General features: G+C 54.2%; 14 protein-coding genes. 8 read left to right on the top strand and 6 right to left on the bottom strand.

The window, feature by feature from the left end:
- Nucleotides 1–20: 20 nt before the first annotated feature.
- Nucleotides 21–686, bottom strand: coding sequence for a dimethylsulfonioproprionate lyase family protein (locus JWG43_RS10345; RefSeq protein WP_205242848.1), 666 nt, complete (start codon nt 684–686; stop codon nt 21–23).
- A gap of 74 nt (nt 687–760) precedes the next feature.
- On the opposite strand from JWG43_RS10345, the gene JWG43_RS10350 reads away from it, so the two are divergent.
- The gene (locus JWG43_RS10350; RefSeq protein ID WP_205242849.1) at nt 761–1,099 is read left to right on the top strand and encodes a hypothetical protein; all 339 of its coding nucleotides are present in this window, start codon (nt 761–763) and stop codon (nt 1,097–1,099) included.
- Between the two features lie 9 nt (nt 1,100–1,108).
- On the opposite strand, the gene JWG43_RS10355 is transcribed toward JWG43_RS10350, so the two are convergent.
- The 3 genes from JWG43_RS10355 to JWG43_RS10365 all read right to left on the bottom strand — a co-directional run bounded on the left by JWG43_RS10355 (nt 1,109) and on the right by JWG43_RS10365 (nt 4,957).
- Complete coding sequence (locus JWG43_RS10355) at nt 1,109–1,684, bottom strand: DUF2799 domain-containing protein (protein ID WP_205242850.1); 576 nt, start codon at nt 1,682–1,684, stop codon at nt 1,109–1,111.
- Between the two features lie 363 nt (nt 1,685–2,047).
- Nucleotides 2,048–2,929, bottom strand: a complete 882-nt coding sequence (locus JWG43_RS10360) for a pseudouridine synthase (RefSeq protein WP_205242851.1) — start codon at nt 2,927–2,929, stop codon at nt 2,048–2,050.
- Between the two features lie 267 nt (nt 2,930–3,196).
- Nucleotides 3,197–4,957 (bottom strand): hybrid sensor histidine kinase/response regulator, encoded by a 1,761-nt coding sequence (locus JWG43_RS10365; RefSeq protein ID WP_205242852.1) that lies wholly within the window; start codon nt 4,955–4,957, stop codon nt 3,197–3,199.
- Nucleotides 4,958–6,029: 1,072 nt separating this feature from the next.
- On the opposite strand from JWG43_RS10365, the gene JWG43_RS10370 reads away from it, so the two are divergent.
- The 3 genes from JWG43_RS10370 to JWG43_RS10380 all read left to right on the top strand — a co-directional run bounded on the left by JWG43_RS10370 (nt 6,030) and on the right by JWG43_RS10380 (nt 10,800).
- A complete protein-coding gene (locus tag JWG43_RS10370; RefSeq protein ID WP_205242853.1) occupies nt 6,030–9,662 on the top strand; it encodes a hydantoinase B/oxoprolinase family protein in 3,633 nt (1,210 codons plus the stop codon).
- A gap of 66 nt (nt 9,663–9,728) precedes the next feature.
- Nucleotides 9,729–9,914: a hypothetical protein gene (locus JWG43_RS10375; RefSeq protein ID WP_205242854.1), complete on the top strand. Its 186-nt coding sequence runs from the start codon at nt 9,729–9,731 to the stop codon at nt 9,912–9,914.
- A gap of 94 nt (nt 9,915–10,008) precedes the next feature.
- A complete protein-coding gene (locus JWG43_RS10380) occupies nt 10,009–10,800 on the top strand; it encodes a L,D-transpeptidase family protein (RefSeq protein ID WP_205242855.1) in 792 nt (263 codons plus the stop codon).
- A gap of 624 nt (nt 10,801–11,424) precedes the next feature.
- Here JWG43_RS10380 and JWG43_RS10385 read toward each other — a convergent pair.
- Complete coding sequence (locus JWG43_RS10385; protein WP_205242856.1) at nt 11,425–11,799, bottom strand: cache domain-containing protein; 375 nt, start codon at nt 11,797–11,799, stop codon at nt 11,425–11,427.
- A 391-nt stretch (nt 11,800–12,190) separates the two neighbouring features.
- Entirely contained in the window at nt 12,191–12,856 is a 666-nt protein-coding gene (locus JWG43_RS10390; RefSeq protein ID WP_205242857.1) for a Crp/Fnr family transcriptional regulator, read from the bottom strand.
- A gap of 126 nt (nt 12,857–12,982) precedes the next feature.
- Here JWG43_RS10390 and hcp point away from each other — a divergent pair, with 126 nt between their 5' ends.
- The 4 genes from hcp to JWG43_RS10410 all read left to right on the top strand — a co-directional run bounded on the left by hcp (nt 12,983) and on the right by JWG43_RS10410 (nt 16,836).
- Complete coding sequence (gene hcp / locus JWG43_RS10395; protein ID WP_205242858.1) at nt 12,983–14,614, top strand: hydroxylamine reductase; 1,632 nt, start codon at nt 12,983–12,985, stop codon at nt 14,612–14,614.
- 70 nt (nt 14,615–14,684) lie between these two features.
- Entirely contained in the window at nt 14,685–15,365 is a 681-nt protein-coding gene (locus JWG43_RS10400) for a ferredoxin-like domain-containing protein (protein ID WP_240193526.1), read from the top strand.
- Nucleotides 15,366–15,399: 34 nt separating this feature from the next.
- Nucleotides 15,400–16,143, top strand: coding sequence for an ATP-binding protein (locus tag JWG43_RS10405; RefSeq protein WP_205242859.1), 744 nt, complete (start codon nt 15,400–15,402; stop codon nt 16,141–16,143).
- 192 nt (nt 16,144–16,335) lie between these two features.
- A complete protein-coding gene (locus JWG43_RS10410) occupies nt 16,336–16,836 on the top strand; it encodes a shikimate kinase (RefSeq protein WP_205242860.1) in 501 nt (166 codons plus the stop codon).
- Nucleotides 16,837–17,149 lie beyond the last annotated feature (313 nt).

The raw sequence follows: 17,149 nt of genomic DNA on the forward strand, positions 1-17,149 counted from the left end.
TTTCCACTTGATGATTATGCTTAAAAACGCCTGGTTTCATACCGTTGCCGGGAAAACTTCATCGATTGGTGGAGTAATTTTTCCGGCGGCCCGGTCCAGGCATAAGCGAGCAGAGTCGGTTCAAAATCACCTGTTGTCAATCGATGAGTTTTGTGAGAAGGATTGAATATCAACGACCCGGGGGCAAAGACACCGGCATCCCCCTCGGAAACAACGCCACTGAGACAGACATAGGACTCAGTGACACCGTCGTGACTGTGGGCTGGATAAATACACCGGGGTGCAAACAGGACCAGGCCAAGGGACAGATGTTCGCTGACCACCGGCCCGCGGGGACTCATCAATTCGGCATAAGCATATTTTGGTTTCAGGCCCGGCGGCATGCGTTGGTACCCATATTCCCATTCCAACTGATCAACAATCCGCTGAATACTGCGGATCAGGCCGGCACCGACGCCAAGCATTCCTTGATCAAGCGCTCGCCCCAACCAGTCGCAGGCCGGCAGCACCTGCGCCGGCCGTTGCAGCAGTTCTGGATCTTTGTCCATTTCATCGCTCAGACGATTGCGTACCTCCCGTTTGTGCGATCGAATCGGCTTGCTGCCGCCTGCGGAATTAAAACGGTAGATGGTCCAGAACTCTCTCAACACATAATACCAGTCGACGTGCTCGCTCAGTTTTGTCATGACGTAAACATTGTTTCTGTGGTAAGCAGTCAGGCTGACGACTGAAAACGGTACACCTTGAAACGGGGAAAAATATGACTGACGCTAAAATCAATAAAATTGTTGTTGCCGACTGCATCTTTATCGGCAACTTGTTTCAGGAAGACGGCTACGATGAGGAACAGAGCGCGGACAATCTCGCTGATCGAAAGTGGCAGATTATCAACGACTATCTGGAAAGTACCTATCCGGATACGGAAATCATAGCTGATATCGCCATTCAGCGTGAAGCCGGCCGGCCTCGCCCCCTGGAAGTTGCCGCCTTTGCCGGTGATGAAATCAGCGTGCCATCGGCCGCTGCCGAGATTCAAGAGCAATTGAGCAAAAAAATTGCCGAAGGAACCAAAGATTATTCCTGGGCGGTGAAAAAATGAGCGATCCCTTCATTTCTGGTGAGAAGAACGTTCCAGGCCACGGGCTTCGTCCATGAGAAAAAACAGATACTGTTCACTCTGGATAAGCTCATACAGGAGTCGGTCGCGGCGCCAGTACCAGTCGTGAATGTCAGCCCTGAACCGACGACGGTAGTCCCTCGTCAGGGTTCGGTTCAGCCCCCTGTATTCTCTGCCGAAAAACCAGCTTTCCATGCTGTTCAGCTCCCGTCGTATTTGGTAGACTCTGTACGCAGCCCTGTTGTACCGATCAAAAAGAGGGTCTATCTCCGGTGGGCAGACATGCCGATACCGCCGGCCCCGCAGACCGGTTGTAAAAGCGTTTTCAATCCTGCAGTAGTCCAGTAGGCCCTGGGCGTAACCCTGCAGATACAAGCCCCCATCGACGCGCATTCCATATCGGGCGCAGGCCTGCATGTGACGATCAAGTCGCTCGGGCGCCGGTAGACCGTCCCGCCCATCGGCCAGGCCGATACCGTACCAGTCACCCTGCCGGCATTGCTCAACGTTCAGAGTTGCGCATCCGCTCAATGCCATAACCACTGCAATGAGAACGAGGAACTTCATGGCGTCTGCCCTCTGGTTATCCTGAATCCGTGACAGCTGGACTCTTGATAATACCCTTCACCAGCCGCCCTTTGGGGCGTCCGTCCGCACGTCATCTTCATTGCCGGTAACCGTCCGATAAAGTGTACTTTAATCGAACGGTCACAGACAATAAAGCTGACGCACGGACGAACACTCACGGATCCAGGGTTATTCTATCCGATCAACAATCAGGTATACTGTACCAAGCCTTGTCAACCAAGACAACCAAGAGCAATTGACAAAAACAAAAACGGCCAGACGATCCCGCGTTTCGGCATCTGACCATTGATGAACAGAGAGAGGTTTGCGGAGAGGGAAGATAAGGCTATGAAATTGTCCTTATCAGGGTTTGACGGCTTTTTTCCCCGGCATCAGGATCTTGAATGCGGCCGGTTGCTCAAGGCTGAATTCCATTGCTTTACCACTGACAGGGTGCGTAAAGGCAAGAAAGGAGGATTGCAGCGCCATGCGGCGGAGAGGATCGGTTCTGGCCCCGTATTTTTTATCGCCGACCACCGGATGACCAAGATCGGCCAGATGCACCCGAATCTGATTCTTGCGACTGGTCACCGGAATCACCTCAAGCAAGGCGTATTCCCCCTGGACCCGCACCACCCTGTATGCGGTTTCAGCGTACTTGCCGATACCCTTATCGGTGGCCACCGAGTAGACCCTGTGTATTTTCGATTCGCATAGACAGCTTTGGACTGTGCCGCTGCTTTGTTGCGGTACCCCCTCGACAATGACCCGATAGCGGGTGCGGACATCCGGCCATGCTGCCAGCAGAGCACGCTGAGCCGTGTCAGTCTTGGCAAAAACAAGCAGACCGGAGGCCCCTTGATCCAGGCGATGAACAAGGAATATCCGTTCTTTCCCGGCCCGATCCTTGAGGCATGCGGTCAACCTGTAGTATACGGTTTTCTCCCTTTCCGTGGCCGAGGCAATGGTCAGTAATCCAGCGGGTTTGTTGATGACCAGAATGTCTTCATCCTCGTAGACGATGGGCAGGCCGGGACAAGGGCGATACCTGCCGCTGGCTTCCTTTTCCGAGATAATGGTGATGGATGTACCGGGGGCGAGTTCCTGGTCGATGCGGGTCAGCGGCTGTTCCGCCTGGCGAACGGCTCGATATTTGAGTAACTGCTTGATCTTGGTCCGCGAATAGCCGGCCTTGAGCAACACCGTCAGCAGGGTTGTCGCTTCCCGCACCTCTATTTTTTTCACCTGTTTCTCCACTGCAGCCGAAGAAAGGCCATCCTTATCGTCGTTGAAAGATCGTAACCGTTCACCAGGCACGAGAGTTTGGTCGTTACCCCCGGCACTTCCCGTAGGAGCCCACCCCCGTGGGCGATAAAGCTGCTGAGAAAAGGAACGGGAATTCGCCCACAGGGGTGGGCTCCTACAAGGGGCTGTAACCATTCAGTACCTGCTCATCGTTTATCAGGTGAATGGTTACTCGGGCATCCGCCGCCGGCAACCGGTCGCTTCTTTTTATCCGTCAAGCACTGAACGGACACAGCGGGCCAGATCGGCCATGATCACCGGTTTATTGAGAAATCCTTCGATTCCTAAGACCCTGGATTGACGACTGTCGAGCTGCTCACTGAATCCAGTGCAGATTATGACCTTGATATCAGGACGGATCTTTTTAATCTCCCGATAGAGTTGCAAACCGGTCATCTGGGGCATGGTCAGGTCGATAATCATCAGGTCAATACCATCAGCCAGATTCCGAAACGCTTCGAGGGCATCGTAACTGCTGATACGCACTGTCACCTTGTATCCCAGTCGCTCTAGCATGCTGGTGGTCACATCGGCAATGGATTTCTCGTCATCGACTAAAAGAATATGTTCGTTGCCGCGGGGCATGGGTTCCTCCGGATCATAGACCGGAAAAGCCTGGTCGGTAGTGAGTTCAACGACCGGTAAATACAGCGTAAAGATCGTGCCCTTGCCCGGTTTGCTTTCCACCCGGATCTCACCACCATAACCACGCAGGATGCCAAGGACAACCGCCAACCCGAGACCTGTCCCCTTGCCCCGAGGTTTGGTGGTGAAATAAGGATCAAATATTTGAGCCATGGTGGTCTGGTCCATTCCGTGGCCTGTATCCTCGACACTCAGCTTCTGGTACAAGCCGGGCGAAACGGAGGAACCTGCATTGAATTCGTCGATGTTCAGAGAAACCGTCTCCAAGCGAAGAATCAAACGGCCACCCTGTTTTTCCATGGCATGAAAAGCGTTGTTCACCAGGTTCATGATCACCTGATGCAACTGGCTGGCATCGGCCATCACCGGTGAAGATGTATCGGGAAGGTGACAAACGACCTCAATTGTGGTCGGCAGAGTTGGACCTACCAGTTGGACAACCTCGCGAACGACATCGGCAATAAAGACCGGCCTGATTTCCTGATCCACCTGCCGGCTGAAGGTGAGGATCTGCCTGACCAGGTCGCGGGCCCTTTTGGAAGCATCGACAATGCCCCGGCAGTGTCCCTGAATGGTTGGGTTATCCCTGTTTTCCACCAGCATCAGTTCGGCCCGACCCATGATTGGTGCGAGAATATTATTGAAATCATGGGCAATGCCGCCGGCAAGACTGCCAATGGCTTCGAGTTTCTGGGTATGGCGTAACTGTTTTTCAAAGGCTTTGTTCTCGTTTCTCAGCCGCACCTGTTCCGAAATGTCGATGACAGTGACGAACACCTTGCTCCAGGTCGATTCAAAACCGGCTGCGATCACGGCCCGTCGTTCAACGGTCAGTACCGTCCCATCAAGCCTTCTGTTTTCCAGAATCAGTTCCGAACCTCCGTGCTGCTTGAGGTTGACGAGTTCATTTTTGAAAGAGAGCCGTTGATCTTCAGGCAGCACCGTGCTGAGCCGAGAAAGGTCGTCGGTCGCCCCGGCACCATACATTTTGAGCGCGGCCCTGTTGGCATCAAGAACACACGACAGCGCAACACAGCGGCTCAGACTTTCCGGATTGTCGGTGAAATACTGGTCTAAATCAGATATCTCCCGGCTCTCCAATGCATCGACAAAGGTTTTGACCGCGCTCAGATCCTCCTCCATCAGGGGGATCGGTGAGTGTTCAAAGAGCAGGCGGTACCGGGCCTCGGTGTCAGCCAATTCCTTGTATTTGCTATAAATAATATCCTTTTTACGTTGATTGAGCACCAGGAGCATCAGCAGCAGAATGCCCACCAAAAGCAGTCCGATCTCGGCTGAAAATAATGATAGCGCGGTATTCATGGTTTTACCTCATCCCTCCTGATGCGAACTCAAGATGGGCAAGGTGCTCGGCCAGGTTTTGCGAAAATTCATCCATTGCTGACAGCTCCCGGAATAGGACCGTGGAGACCACGGATGATTGCCTTGCAGAAAAAAGTCAGGAAAACTGACTGCTGTGTGCAAGGGCAGGAAAACAAGAACCTGAATCCGTGAGCGTTCGTCCGTGCGTCAGCTTCGTTGTTCGTGGCCGTTCGATTAAAGTACACTTTATCGGACGGTTACGGGCAATGAAGATGGCGTGCGGACGGATGCCCCGAAGGGCGGCTGGTGAAATTTAGTACCAAGGATTCCGCTCCAATTAAAACATGATTACAGCAAGATAATATAAAACAAGAGTCCAAACGTCACGGATTCAGGAAGAAGAGAAAAAACAGTATAATTACTTGTTTATTGTAGGGTCTGGCTTTTGGATTTGTCAAAAAAAAACATCGGTTACCAGAAACCTGGATCCGTGCGTGTCATATACCCAAAAAAGCGTCCAGCCGTCACGGATTCAGGAGAAAGACAGCAGAAGGTGTTGCCGTTACAAGCCTTGTCTGTTGGAAAATTTTCTTTTGACACCAATATGTTCACGATCATATCACCTCCTCTGCATCTTCTCAACACTGCCTGGTGCACAATGGCAACCGGATTCAGTGTCCAGACCATGTGCTCGCTTGTGTCTGCATCTGGTGAACGTTCTTGAAATATAATCATTCACTGGGCACGAGAGTTTGGTCGTTACTCCCGGGTCCTTCCCGTAGGAGCCCACCCCCGTGGGCGATAAAGCTGCTGAGAAAAGAAAGGGGAATTCGCCCACGGGGGTGGGCTCCTACAAGGAGGGTAACCATTCAGTACCTGCTCAACGTATATCTGGTGAACGGTTACCTTGAAATAATGAAAATATTGACAGGGCTCCCCACTGTGTGCCAAGACAAGGAGCTTGTTGACGACGTCGTACGCCATCCATCAATCCAGGACCTGAATCCGTGATGGCTGGCCTGCAGTTTGAAGTATATGACACGCACGGATCCGGGCAGGAGGTAGCCAACGCATGGAGACAACCACACAGAGGCTCTGGCAATTCTGGATTGATCGGGGGGGCACCTTTACCGATGTGGTCGGCAAACGGCCCGATGCCACCCTGGTCACCTGCAAACTGCTCTCGGAAAATCCGGAGCAGTACCCGGATGCCGCTCTCCATGGTATCCGCACCCTGTTGGGGGTGCACCGAGATGCTCCCATTCCATCGGAACAAATTGAGTCGGTTAAAATGGGCACCACCGTGGCAACCAATGCCCTGCTGGAACGTACAGGCGAGCCGACCCTGCTGGCAATCACCCGGGGATTTGGCGATGCCCTGCGTATTGGCTACCAGAACCGTCCTGACCTCTTTGCCCGCCACATCATACTCCCGGAGATGCTCTACTCTCGAGTCATGGAGGTGGAGGAACGCCTTGATGCCGAAGGTACGGTGATCATTCCGCTTGACGAAAAACAGGCCAAGCGTGATCTGCAGGCCGCCTTTGCTGCCGGCCTGCGCTCGGTGGCTGTGGTCCTCATGCACGGCTTCCGATTTCCTCATCACGAAATTCGCCTGGCTGCGCTGGCCACAGCCATCGGCTTTACCCAGGTTTCGGTCAGCCATCGGGTAAGTCCTCTGATCAAGCTAATTGCCCGTGGGGACACCACGGTGGTTGATGCCTATCTGTCCCCTATCCTCCGCCGCTATGTCAACCAGGTGGCGGGACAGCTCAGTGATGGCGTCCGCAAGACCCGGCTGATGTTCATGCAGTCCAATGGTGGCCTCACCGATGCCGCCCTTTTCCGTGGCAAGGACTCGGTGCTCTCCGGTCCTGCCGGTGGCGTGGTCGGCATGGTGCGTACCGCCGCGATGAGCGGCTTGACTCGATTGATTGGCTTTGACATGGGTGGAACCTCCACCGACGTCACCCACTACGACGGTGCCTTCGAGCGCAGTTTTGAAACTCCCGTGGCCGGAATCCGGATGCGGGCGCCGATGATGCAAATCCACACCGTGGCCGCCGGAGGGGGATCGATCCTCCATTTCCAGTCCGGCCGCTATCAGGTGGGGCCCGACTCGGCTGGCGCCAATCCCGGTCCGGCCTGTTATCGGCGCAACGGTCCCCTGACTGTCACCGACTGCAACCTGCTCCTAGGTCGCATTCAGGCTGATTTTTTCCCCAAGGTGTTTGGTCCTCAGGGAAATCAACCATTGGATCTGGCTGTTGTTCAAGAAAAATTTAGCGAATTGGCCGAGGTGATCGGTGCGGCTAACGGCACCCCGCCGCCGTCAACGGAAGAGGTCGCCGAGGGTTTTCTCCGTATTGCCGTTGAAAACATGGCCAATGCCATCAAAAAGATCTCAGTGCAGCGAGGGTACGATGTGACCGGTTATACCCTGCAGTGCTTCGGCGGCGCCGGCGGGCAGCATGCCTGCCGGGTTGCGGATGCCCTGGGTATCCGCCAGATTTTTCTCCATCCCCTGGCTGGGGTTCTTTCCGCTTACGGCATGGGCCTGGCCGATATCCGTGCCCTGCGTGAGCAGCAGATCGAGCAGCCATTCGACCATCCCGATCTCGATGCCCTGCTTGCTGCCGCTGTCAAGCCAATGCAAGCCGAAACCGAGGCCGAGGTCCGCCATCAAGGGGTCCCGGAAGAAGCGATCACCACCTATACAGCTGTGCACCTCCGCTATACCGGAACAGATACAGCGCTGGCCGTTGCCCTCGACAGTCCAGCGAAAATGCAACTGGCCTTTGAAGAGGCCCATCGTCGCTGCTTTGGTTTTATCTCCGCGGATCGCGCTCTCATGGTCGAAGCCCTGGTGGTTGAGACCGTCGGCTGCACTGAATCCCTGATCGACCCGGAGCTTCCTCTGCAGACTTCGCTGCCGATAGCAGACGATACCATTGTCCTCTGGCTCGACGGTAGAGCAGTACCCGCACCACTGTTTCTTCGTCAACAACTTCTGCCGGGCCAGCGACTCAAGGGTCCGGCGCTCATTATCGATCCCACCGGTACCGTGGTGCTGGACCAGGGCTGGGAAGCGGATTGCAACAGCCGCAATCATCTTCTGCTCCGTCGTTGCCGGTTGCAAAAAGCCGCTGCACCCGCTGACACCAGGCCTGATCCGGTCCTGCTTGAGGTCTTCAGCAATCTGTTCATGTCCATTGCCGAGCAGATGGGGGTCACTCTGGCCAAGACCGCCCACTCGGTCAATATCAAGGAACGTCTCGATTTTTCCTGCGCCCTGTTCGATCATCAGGGCAACCTGGTGGCCAACGCTCCCCACGTACCGGTTCACCTGGGCTCCATGGGTGAATCGGTGCGGGCGATCCTTCGTGATAACCGAGCCCGAATGCGGCCCGGCGATGTGTTCATGCAGAATGCGCCCTACAACGGCGGGACCCACCTCCCTGATGTCACCGTCATCACCCCCTGCTGGGATCAGACCGGCCAGGAGGTTCTCTTCCTGGTCGGTTCCCGTGGCCATCACGCCGACATTGGCGGCCGAACTCCCGGTTCCTCGCCGCCGGACAGCAATCGCATCGAAGAAGAAGGGATTGTCATCGATAACTGGCTGCTGGTCGAGCAGGGGCAACTTCGCGATCAGGCCACTCGTGAACTGCTTGCCTCCGGGCCCTGGCCCTGCCGTCACATCGAGCAGAACCTGGCCGACCTCACTGCCCAGATCGCTGCCAATGAAACCGGGCGCCGCGAGTTGCAGCGTCTGGTCAACCACTTCGGCCTTGAAATCATCCGGGCCTACATGGGCCATGTCCAGGATAATGCAGAGCAAGCAGTGCAACAGGTTCTGGCCGCCCTGCGGGATGGCAGCTTCATCTATCCCATGGATGACGGCAGTCGCATCCAGGTCCGTATAGCGGTGGACCGGAAGGCTCGGCAGGCTGTGATTGATTTCAGCGGTACATCCCGACAGCATCCGGGCAACCGCAATGCCCCCCGGGCCGTATGCCGGGCCGCGGTGCTGTATGTGTTCCGCACCCTGGTCAACACTGAGATCCCTTTGAATGAGGGCTGTCTGAAGCCGTTGCGCATTGTCATTCCTGAAGGGTCAATGCTCAATCCCCGCTACCCCGCGGCTGTTATTGCCGGTAATACCGAAGTGTCGCAGGCAATCACTGACTGCCTGTACGGGGCTCTCGGGCTGCTCGCCTCCTCCCAGGGCACGATGAATAATTTCCTCTATGGCAATGCCAGATACCAGAACTACGAAACCATCTGCGGCGGCACCGGTGCCGGGCCCGACCATCACGGTACCAGCGCGGTCCACAGCCATATGACCAACACCCGTATGACCGATCCGGAGGTTCTGGAATTGCGATTTCCGGTGCGGGTGGAGGAATTCAGTATCCGCCGCGGTTCCGGAGGGCAAGGGCGCTATCGGGGCGGTAATGGGGTGGTGCGCCGGGTGCGTTTTCTTGCTTCCATGACCGCCACTATTCTCTCCTCCCACAGGGTGACCGAACCTTATGGCCTAGTGGGAGGGAAGCCCGGCCTGCGGGGCCGCAACGCTGTATTCCGCCAGGCAACCCGGCAATACATCGAACTGCAGGGTAATGACGAGGTAGCCATGGAACCCGGTGACATCTTCATTATCGAAACACCCGGAGGAGGCGGTTTCGGATGTCCTCAATCATGATTGTCGGATTTTTTGTCCTCTTGTGCGACCAATGACGACTTTCGAACCTGCGCTTCTCTGTCTCCCATGAACCGCCCCCTGCCCTTTCACTACGGCTGGTTGATCGTTATTTCCGGAACACTGGGCAGTTTCGCCTGTATCGGTCTGGCCCACTTCGCCCTGGGCATGCTGCTGCCGGCCATGGGCGAAGAAAATAGCCGGATGAACAGTGAAATGTTATGTGGACAACCATCAGGAATTCTTATATATTGAGTGAGTTAACGGTTCAATAACGCTCACGGATCCAGGTGTTATCCTGCACAGATATCCAGCAACAAAAGACAGCAACCATTCAACCTGAAGACATATGAACCAGTCGCAGTTCCACCCGTCACCCGGACACCCTTTGCTCATTCTCTTCCTTCTGACTTTCCTGTTTACCGTTGCCCCCTCTTCTTCCTGGTGCAGTCCACCGACAAATCCACGGCTGGAGACCATTCTGGCCAGTACCTGGGAAAACATCAGGAAGGATCTTCACCAAAACGGTTTTTCCGCTGGCCAGCCCATCTTCATCCGCATCTTCAAACTGCCGGGCACGCTTGAACTATGGATGGATAAGGGCCAGAATTTTGAACTGTTTAAAACCTATCGAATCTGCAGCTATTCCGGCTTTCCCGGTCCAAAGCGCAACCAGGGCGACTGGCAGGCTCCCGAGGGGTTTTATAGTGTTTCTGCTGAGCAGATGAACCCTAATTCGAGCTTTCATCTTTCCTTCGACATCGGGTACCCGAATGCCTTCGACACTCATCGAAACAGAACCGGCAGTTTAATCATGGTCCATGGTGAATGCCGTTCCGTGGGATGTTTTGCCATGAGCAATCACCGCATCGAAGAAATATACCTGTTGGCGCATGAAGCACTGAGGCAGGGGCAGGAACAGTTCAGTGTCCACATTTTTCCTTTTCCACTTACCGCGGATAATTTGCAGAAATATGCTGCGTCACCCTGGATCGGATTCTGGAAGTCCCTGGAACCGGGATTCAGTGCCTTTGAAAACTCCCGCCAGGTACCGAAGGTGTTGGTGGAAAACGGTGAATATGTGATCGTACCCCGCGCCTCGCAATGGGCGATGACCCCATCATCGGGCCGTAAACGCTAACCAGTGTCCCTTCAGAAACAGCTTTCTTCCCCCTCCTGAATCCATGACGGCTGGACTTCTTTAGACATATCTTGCTGTAATCATATTCCTGAATCCGTGAGCGTTCGTCCGTGCGTCAGCTTCGTTGTTCGTGACCGTTCGATTAAAGTACACTTTATCGGACGGTTACGGGCAATGAAGATGGCGTGCGGACGGATGCCCCGAAGGGAGGCTGGTGAAAGTTTTTTTCAAGGGTTTAGCTGCAATTATACTATGATTACAGCAAGGTATATCCAAAACAAGCGTCCAGCCGTCACGGATTCAGGATATTATAATTGCAGTGGAATACAAGACGGTAGATCCGGGAACTGAAACCGCTGACCAGGGAGGGTTGCACTGGTGGATCAGCAGACTGGCAACTGAAGTGATCCTGTGCGCGGGCGGCCGGACTGTCCGCAGGTGAAGCGTTGGTGAACGGTGACCAAAAAAATGGACATGTACGGTGGTGACGATGCCGGTTATGGCAACGGAAAAACAGAGCGACCCGGACAACAAACGGTCGGCAGGAGGGTGGTGAACTGAAAAAAAATGGGGACTCCTGGCGGAATCCCCATGGATATCATGATTTGTTATTGCAGCTTTTAATTAATATCCACTGCCGACGATCAGACCGGATTCGGTTTTCTTGACATAGGAATGCTTATCTTCGCCACCCCATTCATAGGTGATCCAGACGCCTTCAGCGGTCGCAGCCTGGAGGGCTTCGTAAATCGGCATGGCATGTTCTTTCAGATCCTCTCCCGCCAGGGTGGGATGTACATGCAACGTTCCCTCAGTGTCCATGATGAAGGCATATGGATCATAGGCATCATAGGCAAAGCTGGTGACCTCCGCGCCTCCATCAATGCCGGCAACGATCTCATCCACATTTTTGCTGATGGCATCTCTGTCGGCGCAGAAGGCCTGGGTCGCAAAGAGAGCAACAGCGATCATGGAAAGCAGAACCATCAAACGTTTCATTATTTCTCCTCCTCGTTTGTTGAAATCACTGACCCGCCCCATGCGGGTCCGCGAAAGCCGAAGGTCTATATCACTGCACCAGGGAGTCAACGCTCCATGGGATCTTTCCTCAAACGGAAAAAGTGAAGCCTGTGCCAAAAAAGAAAACAATGAAACCGATTACTGGTATGTGCCTGTACAGGGCCAGGGAAGATACATGACCATCTGCTCTTGGACCACAGCTTGTCGACACTGCCACATTGCGGCAATAATAATGGCATACAATGATACAATTTTCAACAAATAATATGCAGTGCGCCATTGATTCCCGGTACCCGGTACGGCGATCGTTGACCAGGACTCAACACAAGGTTGATGAATGCAGGGCATCAACCTTGATCCCATGCCGGATCTAGCGTTGTCTTAACCCTTGTTCATCGCACACATGAATTGTTTTGCCCTCGACCCATATTAATCCTTCTTCAGTCATTTTGGCAAAAATGCGCGAGAGTGTCTCCGGGCTTGTGCCAAGAAGACTGGCCAATTGGCCCTTGGGAATATCGAGCACCACCTGATCATGCCGGTGTTGCTCGTCCATGAGATAGAGGAGATAGGATGCCAGCCTCCCCGGCACCTCCTTCAGAGCCAGATTCTCAATCTGGGTCGCAAACCGCCGCAGGCGCATAGAGAGCACGGCCAGCATGTTGAGAGCCAGCGAAGGATTGGCCGTCACCAGTTGAATAAACTCGGCACGTGGAAAAAAAATCAGTTCAGCCGCGCTCAGGGTTGTCGCATTGGCCGGATAGGGGCTGCCATGGAAAACAGGGACCTCACCGAACGGTTCACCTTCACCAAAGATGTGCAGGATCTGTTCCTTGCCTTCCGCGGACATTTTAAAAATTTTCACCCGACCGGATGCCACCATGTAAAAACCGGCGGCGGGAGTCCCTTCAAAAAACACCGCAGTGCCTTTGTCGTAAGTTCTCGAGATGCCCAGCCTGCTGATTTCATGAATCTGATTCATTGGCAGCCCGCTGAAAAGATGGCTGCTGGCGAGCAATTCATGCCTTTTTTTCATCGTTCCCCAAAAAAAAGTTGTTTTTGACCCAGGTCAAAGAAAGTATGTCAATAACTGGTAGAGTGGAGGCATACTACAGAGCAACACTGTCGAATGCGACACAAAAAAACAACAAGGAGGAATGCCATGTTTTGCAATCAGTGTGAACAAACTGCCAAGGGAGTCGGCTGCAGCATCGTTGGAGTCTGCGGCAAGAACGAAGAAGTCGCCGATCTTCAGGATCTGCTTATCCACGCCCTGCAGGGCTTGGCTCTTTATGCCCATGAAGGCCGGAAGCTTGGTCTTGTTGATGATGCCACCGATCTTTTTACCATGGAGGCCATCTTTTCCACTCTGACCAATGTCGATTTTGACGCTGACCGTTTTGTTGTCCTGATCAACAGGGCGGTGGAACTGCGCGAGGCCATGAATGCCAAGGTGGCGGCTGCCGGAGGCAAAACCGATTTTGATCAGGCTCCAGCCCATTTTATCCCCGCCGGATCAACCGCGGATCTTGTTGCCCAGGGGCAAGCCCTCAATCTGATTGAAAACCTGGACAGCGATAGCAACATCCGCTCACTCAAACAGACCCTGCTCTACGGTCTTAAGGGTATTGCCGCCTATGCCGACCACGCTGCCATTCTCGGTCAGAAAGACCCAGCCATTGCCGCTTTCTGCTATGAAGCACTGACCGTGCTGCTTGCATCCGGCCTGACCGTGGAGCAATGCGTACCGGTGGCAATGAAGGCCGGTGCCATCAACCTGCGGGCCATGGAGCTGCTTGATGCGGGCAATACCGGCACCTATGGTCACCCGGTCCCGACCTCGGTGCCATTGGGACACCGAAAAAACAAGTGCATTCTGATTTCAGGCCACGATCTCCACGATCTCGAACTGCTCCTCAAGCAAAGTGAAGGAAAAGGTGTCGATATTTATACCCATGGTGAGATGCTTCCCTGTCACGGATATCCGGAATTGAAGAAATATGCCCATTTCTACGGCCATTATGGTACGGCCTGGCAAAATCAGCAGAAAGAATTCCCGCAGTTTCCGGGCCCGATCCTGTTCACCACCAACTGCATCCAGAAACCACGGGACGATTATAAAGATCGGGTTTTCACTACTGGTCTGGTGGGGTGGCCAGGGGTCAAGCATATCAGCGACAAAGATTTTTCAGCGGTCATTGACATGGCTCTGGCCATGGACGGTTTCACCGACGAAGTCGACAACGGATCGGTCATGGTCGGCTTTGCCCGCAATGCAGTGCTGGGCGTGGCCGGTAAGGTGATCGAAGCAGTTAAATCCAAGGCCATCCGGCATTTTTTCCTGGTTGGTGGTTGCGACGGTGCCAAACCCGGCCGTGATTATTTCACCAAATTTGTCGAGCAGGTTCCCAAGGACTGTGTGGTCCTGACCTTGGCTTGCGGTAAATTCCGCTTTTTCGACCAGAATCTTGGCGATATCGGAGGCATTCCCCGCCTGCTCGATGTCGGCCAGTGCAATGACTCTTACTCGGCCATCCAGATCGCGGTTACCCTGGCCAAGGCCTTTGAATGCGAGGTCAATGATCTGCCGCTCTCCATGATCATTTCCTGGTATGAGCAGAAGGCCGTGGCGGTGCTCCTGACCCTCCTCTACCTGGGGATCAAGGATATTCGCCTCGGACCGTCGCTGCCGGCATTTATTTCACCTGATGTCCTGCAATTTCTGGTCGATACCTTTGCCATCAAACCAGTGGCCGACACACCGGAGGAAGATCTGCAATCCATTCTTGGCTGAGCCATTTTTCTCATTCTTTGCAACCAACAGGCCCACACGGACCTCATCCGGTCCGTGTGGACCCCAGGTCATGCAGCTGTACGCATGCACTCCCATGAACCTTTCCGCCTCGGCACCAGGGACAATGACTCATAAGACCTATACCGTGCTTCCCGACATCCACGCCGGCATGCTCACTCCGGACAACCTGGAAAATCTGGCAGCCCTGGCCCGGTCATACCGGATACCTCGAATGAAAATCACCAGTGCCCAGCGCATCGCTGTCCTGGGACTGGCCCCGGATGATTTGCAAGCCCTGCAAGCCGAACTGGGGATTACCAGCAGTCCGCCGCACACCCGTAATCGGGTTCATTACGTCCAGGCCTGCCCCGGCAGCACCTGGTGCAAACATGGTGTCGGTGATGCCCTGACTGTAGGGCGGAGGCTGGAACAACTCGAATTAGCCGGCCCGCTTCCAGCGAAAGTGAAAGTCGGGGTTTCCGGATGCCGCATGTGCTGCTGTGAATCTTGGGTCAGGGATGTGGGACTGGCAGCGGAAAAGAAAGGGTGGCGGTTGAGTTTCGGTGGCAATGGTGCCGGTCGACCACGCATCGGTGATCTGGTCGCTCAAGGATTGAGTGATGATGAGGCGGTCACCCTGGTGAAAAAGACCCTGAACTATTATATTCAAGAAGCGCGATGCAAAACCCGTTCTGCTCGATTCATGGAACGGGTCGGCATCGATACCCTGAAAAAAGCTCTTTTGGGCTGAAAACCATCATATTTCTCTCTGGACAACATACACCATGAAAGTGAAACGAAACATTATCGCCATTGACGAAGAACTCTGCAACGGATGTGGACTTTGTGTCCCGGACTGTGCTGAGGGGTCCCTGCGGATCATTGATGGTAAAGCCCGCCTGGTGGCAGATAAACTCTGCGACGGATTGGGTGCCTGCCTTGGTTCCTGCCCCACCGGGGCCTTGCAAATCATAGAACGTGAAGCGGAAGAGTTCGACGAAGCCGCAGTGGAGGAATTTCTGGCATCGCAGAAAAAATCAACCCTGGCCCCGGTGTCGTCAGGGAGCGGTTGCCCCTCCGCCCGGCTGCAGGTCCTGCAACCGATGCCCCCCTGCCAGACAGCCAATATTCCCAGTCTGCAGAGCGAATCGGCCTTGTCCCACTGGCCGGTACAAATCCGCCTGATTCCGGCCAACGCCTCTTTTCTGGGAAATTGTGATCTGCTGGTAACTGCCGATTGTACCGCGGTTGCCTATGCCGGTCTGCAAAAAGATTTTCTGGCCGGTCGGGTGGTGATGATGGGTTGCCCCAAATTTGACGATCAGCAACTCTACCTTGATCGTTTCACCGAGATCTTTCGCACCCGCACTCTCAAATCCCTGACCATCCTGATCATGGAAGTGCCCTGCTGTCACGTTATGGTGCCGATCATCAAGAAAGCCTATGATGATGCCGGCAAGCCTGCGCTCCCTGTCCGCCAGGTGGTTATTTCCACCCAGGGTGAAATCAAATCGGACACCCCATGGTAGACTGCCGTCACACCCCGGACCCATTGCCTCTTTTACCATGGCCCCGGGGTGTGGATCCTCTATTCCTTGTGGACAACAAAGACGAACCCGTCGTCTGGTTCAATGCAGGGACGCACCCTTTGCTCAAAGCCGATTCTCATCGACCATCACATCACGTTCCTGCGCGGATCACTTTTGAGGGGTGATACGCGCATGATCCCATCCAACCTCACCCTGATCGGCATGCCTGGCGCCGGTAAAACCACGGTGGGTCTCCTGGTGGCCAAAAGTCTTTCCCTGAACTTCATCGATACTGACTCCCTCATCGAGGTCAACCAGGGAAAAACCCTGCAGCAGATAGTGGATGATTACGGTCATCTCCACCTGCGGGCCATTGAGGAAAAGGAAATTCTCGCGATCAACCTCAACCGCCATGTTATCGCCACCGGCGGCAGCGCCGTCTACAGTGCAAAGGCTATGGCCCACCTGCAGCGACTGTCAACCATTGTTTTTCTCCAGGTCTCAAGAGTTGAAATCGAAAGACGGATCAACAATTTCAACACCAGAGGCATTGCCAAGTCAACACACCAGACCTTCCAGGGCCTCTATGATGAGCGTCAAGTCCTCTATGCGCGATATGCTGGAATGACCATTCCCTGTGATGGTCGTGACCAGGATGAAGTCGTCAGGCTGATCATGGAAAAGTTGAAGTGATACGTTAAAAAAACCACTCGCCTGGTGGAGTTCTCGTCAAAGATTTTTCGAAATTACAGTAATATATATCCAAAAAAGTCCAGTCGTCACGGATTCAGGATAACTAAAAAAGCCTGGTCAACCGAAGCCAGTCATTGTACGATATGCAGAGAGAATTATTTCTGACGCGACAGCCAATTCCATCTCCGATCCTCTTCTTGCCATGCAGCAACCACATCAACGCTTCCCCGTGCAATCGTCCCGCCTTCACCTCTGGTGCTTTATCATCAGTACCGTGCTCCTTTTGTCCATTCCAGGAGGCATCCGGGGGGAC

Source organism: Desulfobulbus alkaliphilus (assembly GCF_016918545.1).
GTDB lineage: Bacteria > Desulfobacterota > Desulfobulbia > Desulfobulbales > Desulfobulbaceae > Desulfobulbus > Desulfobulbus alkaliphilus.

Bases quoted from the DNA above. Each gene is read 5' to 3' on its own strand.
- JWG43_RS10345 (WP_205242848.1), bottom strand. From the start codon at position 686: ATGACAAAACTGAGCGAGCACGTCGACTGGTATTATGTGTTGAGAGAG.
- JWG43_RS10350 (WP_205242849.1), top strand. From the start codon at position 761: ATGACTGACGCTAAAATCAATAAAATTGTTGTTGCCGACTGCATCTTT.
- JWG43_RS10355 (WP_205242850.1), bottom strand. From the start codon at position 1,684: ATGAAGTTCCTCGTTCTCATTGCAGTGGTTATGGCATTGAGCGGATGC.
- JWG43_RS10365 (WP_205242852.1), bottom strand. From the start codon at position 4,957: ATGAATACCGCGCTATCATTATTTTCAGCCGAGATCGGACTGCTTTTG.
- JWG43_RS10370 (WP_205242853.1), top strand. From the start codon at position 6,030: ATGGAGACAACCACACAGAGGCTCTGGCAATTCTGGATTGATCGGGGG.
- JWG43_RS10375 (WP_205242854.1), top strand. From the start codon at position 9,729: ATGAACCGCCCCCTGCCCTTTCACTACGGCTGGTTGATCGTTATTTCC.
- JWG43_RS10380 (WP_205242855.1), top strand. From the start codon at position 10,009: ATGAACCAGTCGCAGTTCCACCCGTCACCCGGACACCCTTTGCTCATT.
- JWG43_RS10385 (WP_205242856.1), bottom strand. From the start codon at position 11,799: ATGAAACGTTTGATGGTTCTGCTTTCCATGATCGCTGTTGCTCTCTTT.
- JWG43_RS10390 (WP_205242857.1), bottom strand. From the start codon at position 12,856: ATGAAAAAAAGGCATGAATTGCTCGCCAGCAGCCATCTTTTCAGCGGG.
- hcp (WP_205242858.1), top strand. From the start codon at position 12,983: ATGTTTTGCAATCAGTGTGAACAAACTGCCAAGGGAGTCGGCTGCAGC.
- JWG43_RS10400 (WP_240193526.1), top strand. From the start codon at position 14,685: ATGCAGCTGTACGCATGCACTCCCATGAACCTTTCCGCCTCGGCACCA.
- JWG43_RS10405 (WP_205242859.1), top strand. From the start codon at position 15,400: ATGAAAGTGAAACGAAACATTATCGCCATTGACGAAGAACTCTGCAAC.
- JWG43_RS10410 (WP_205242860.1), top strand. From the start codon at position 16,336: ATGATCCCATCCAACCTCACCCTGATCGGCATGCCTGGCGCCGGTAAA.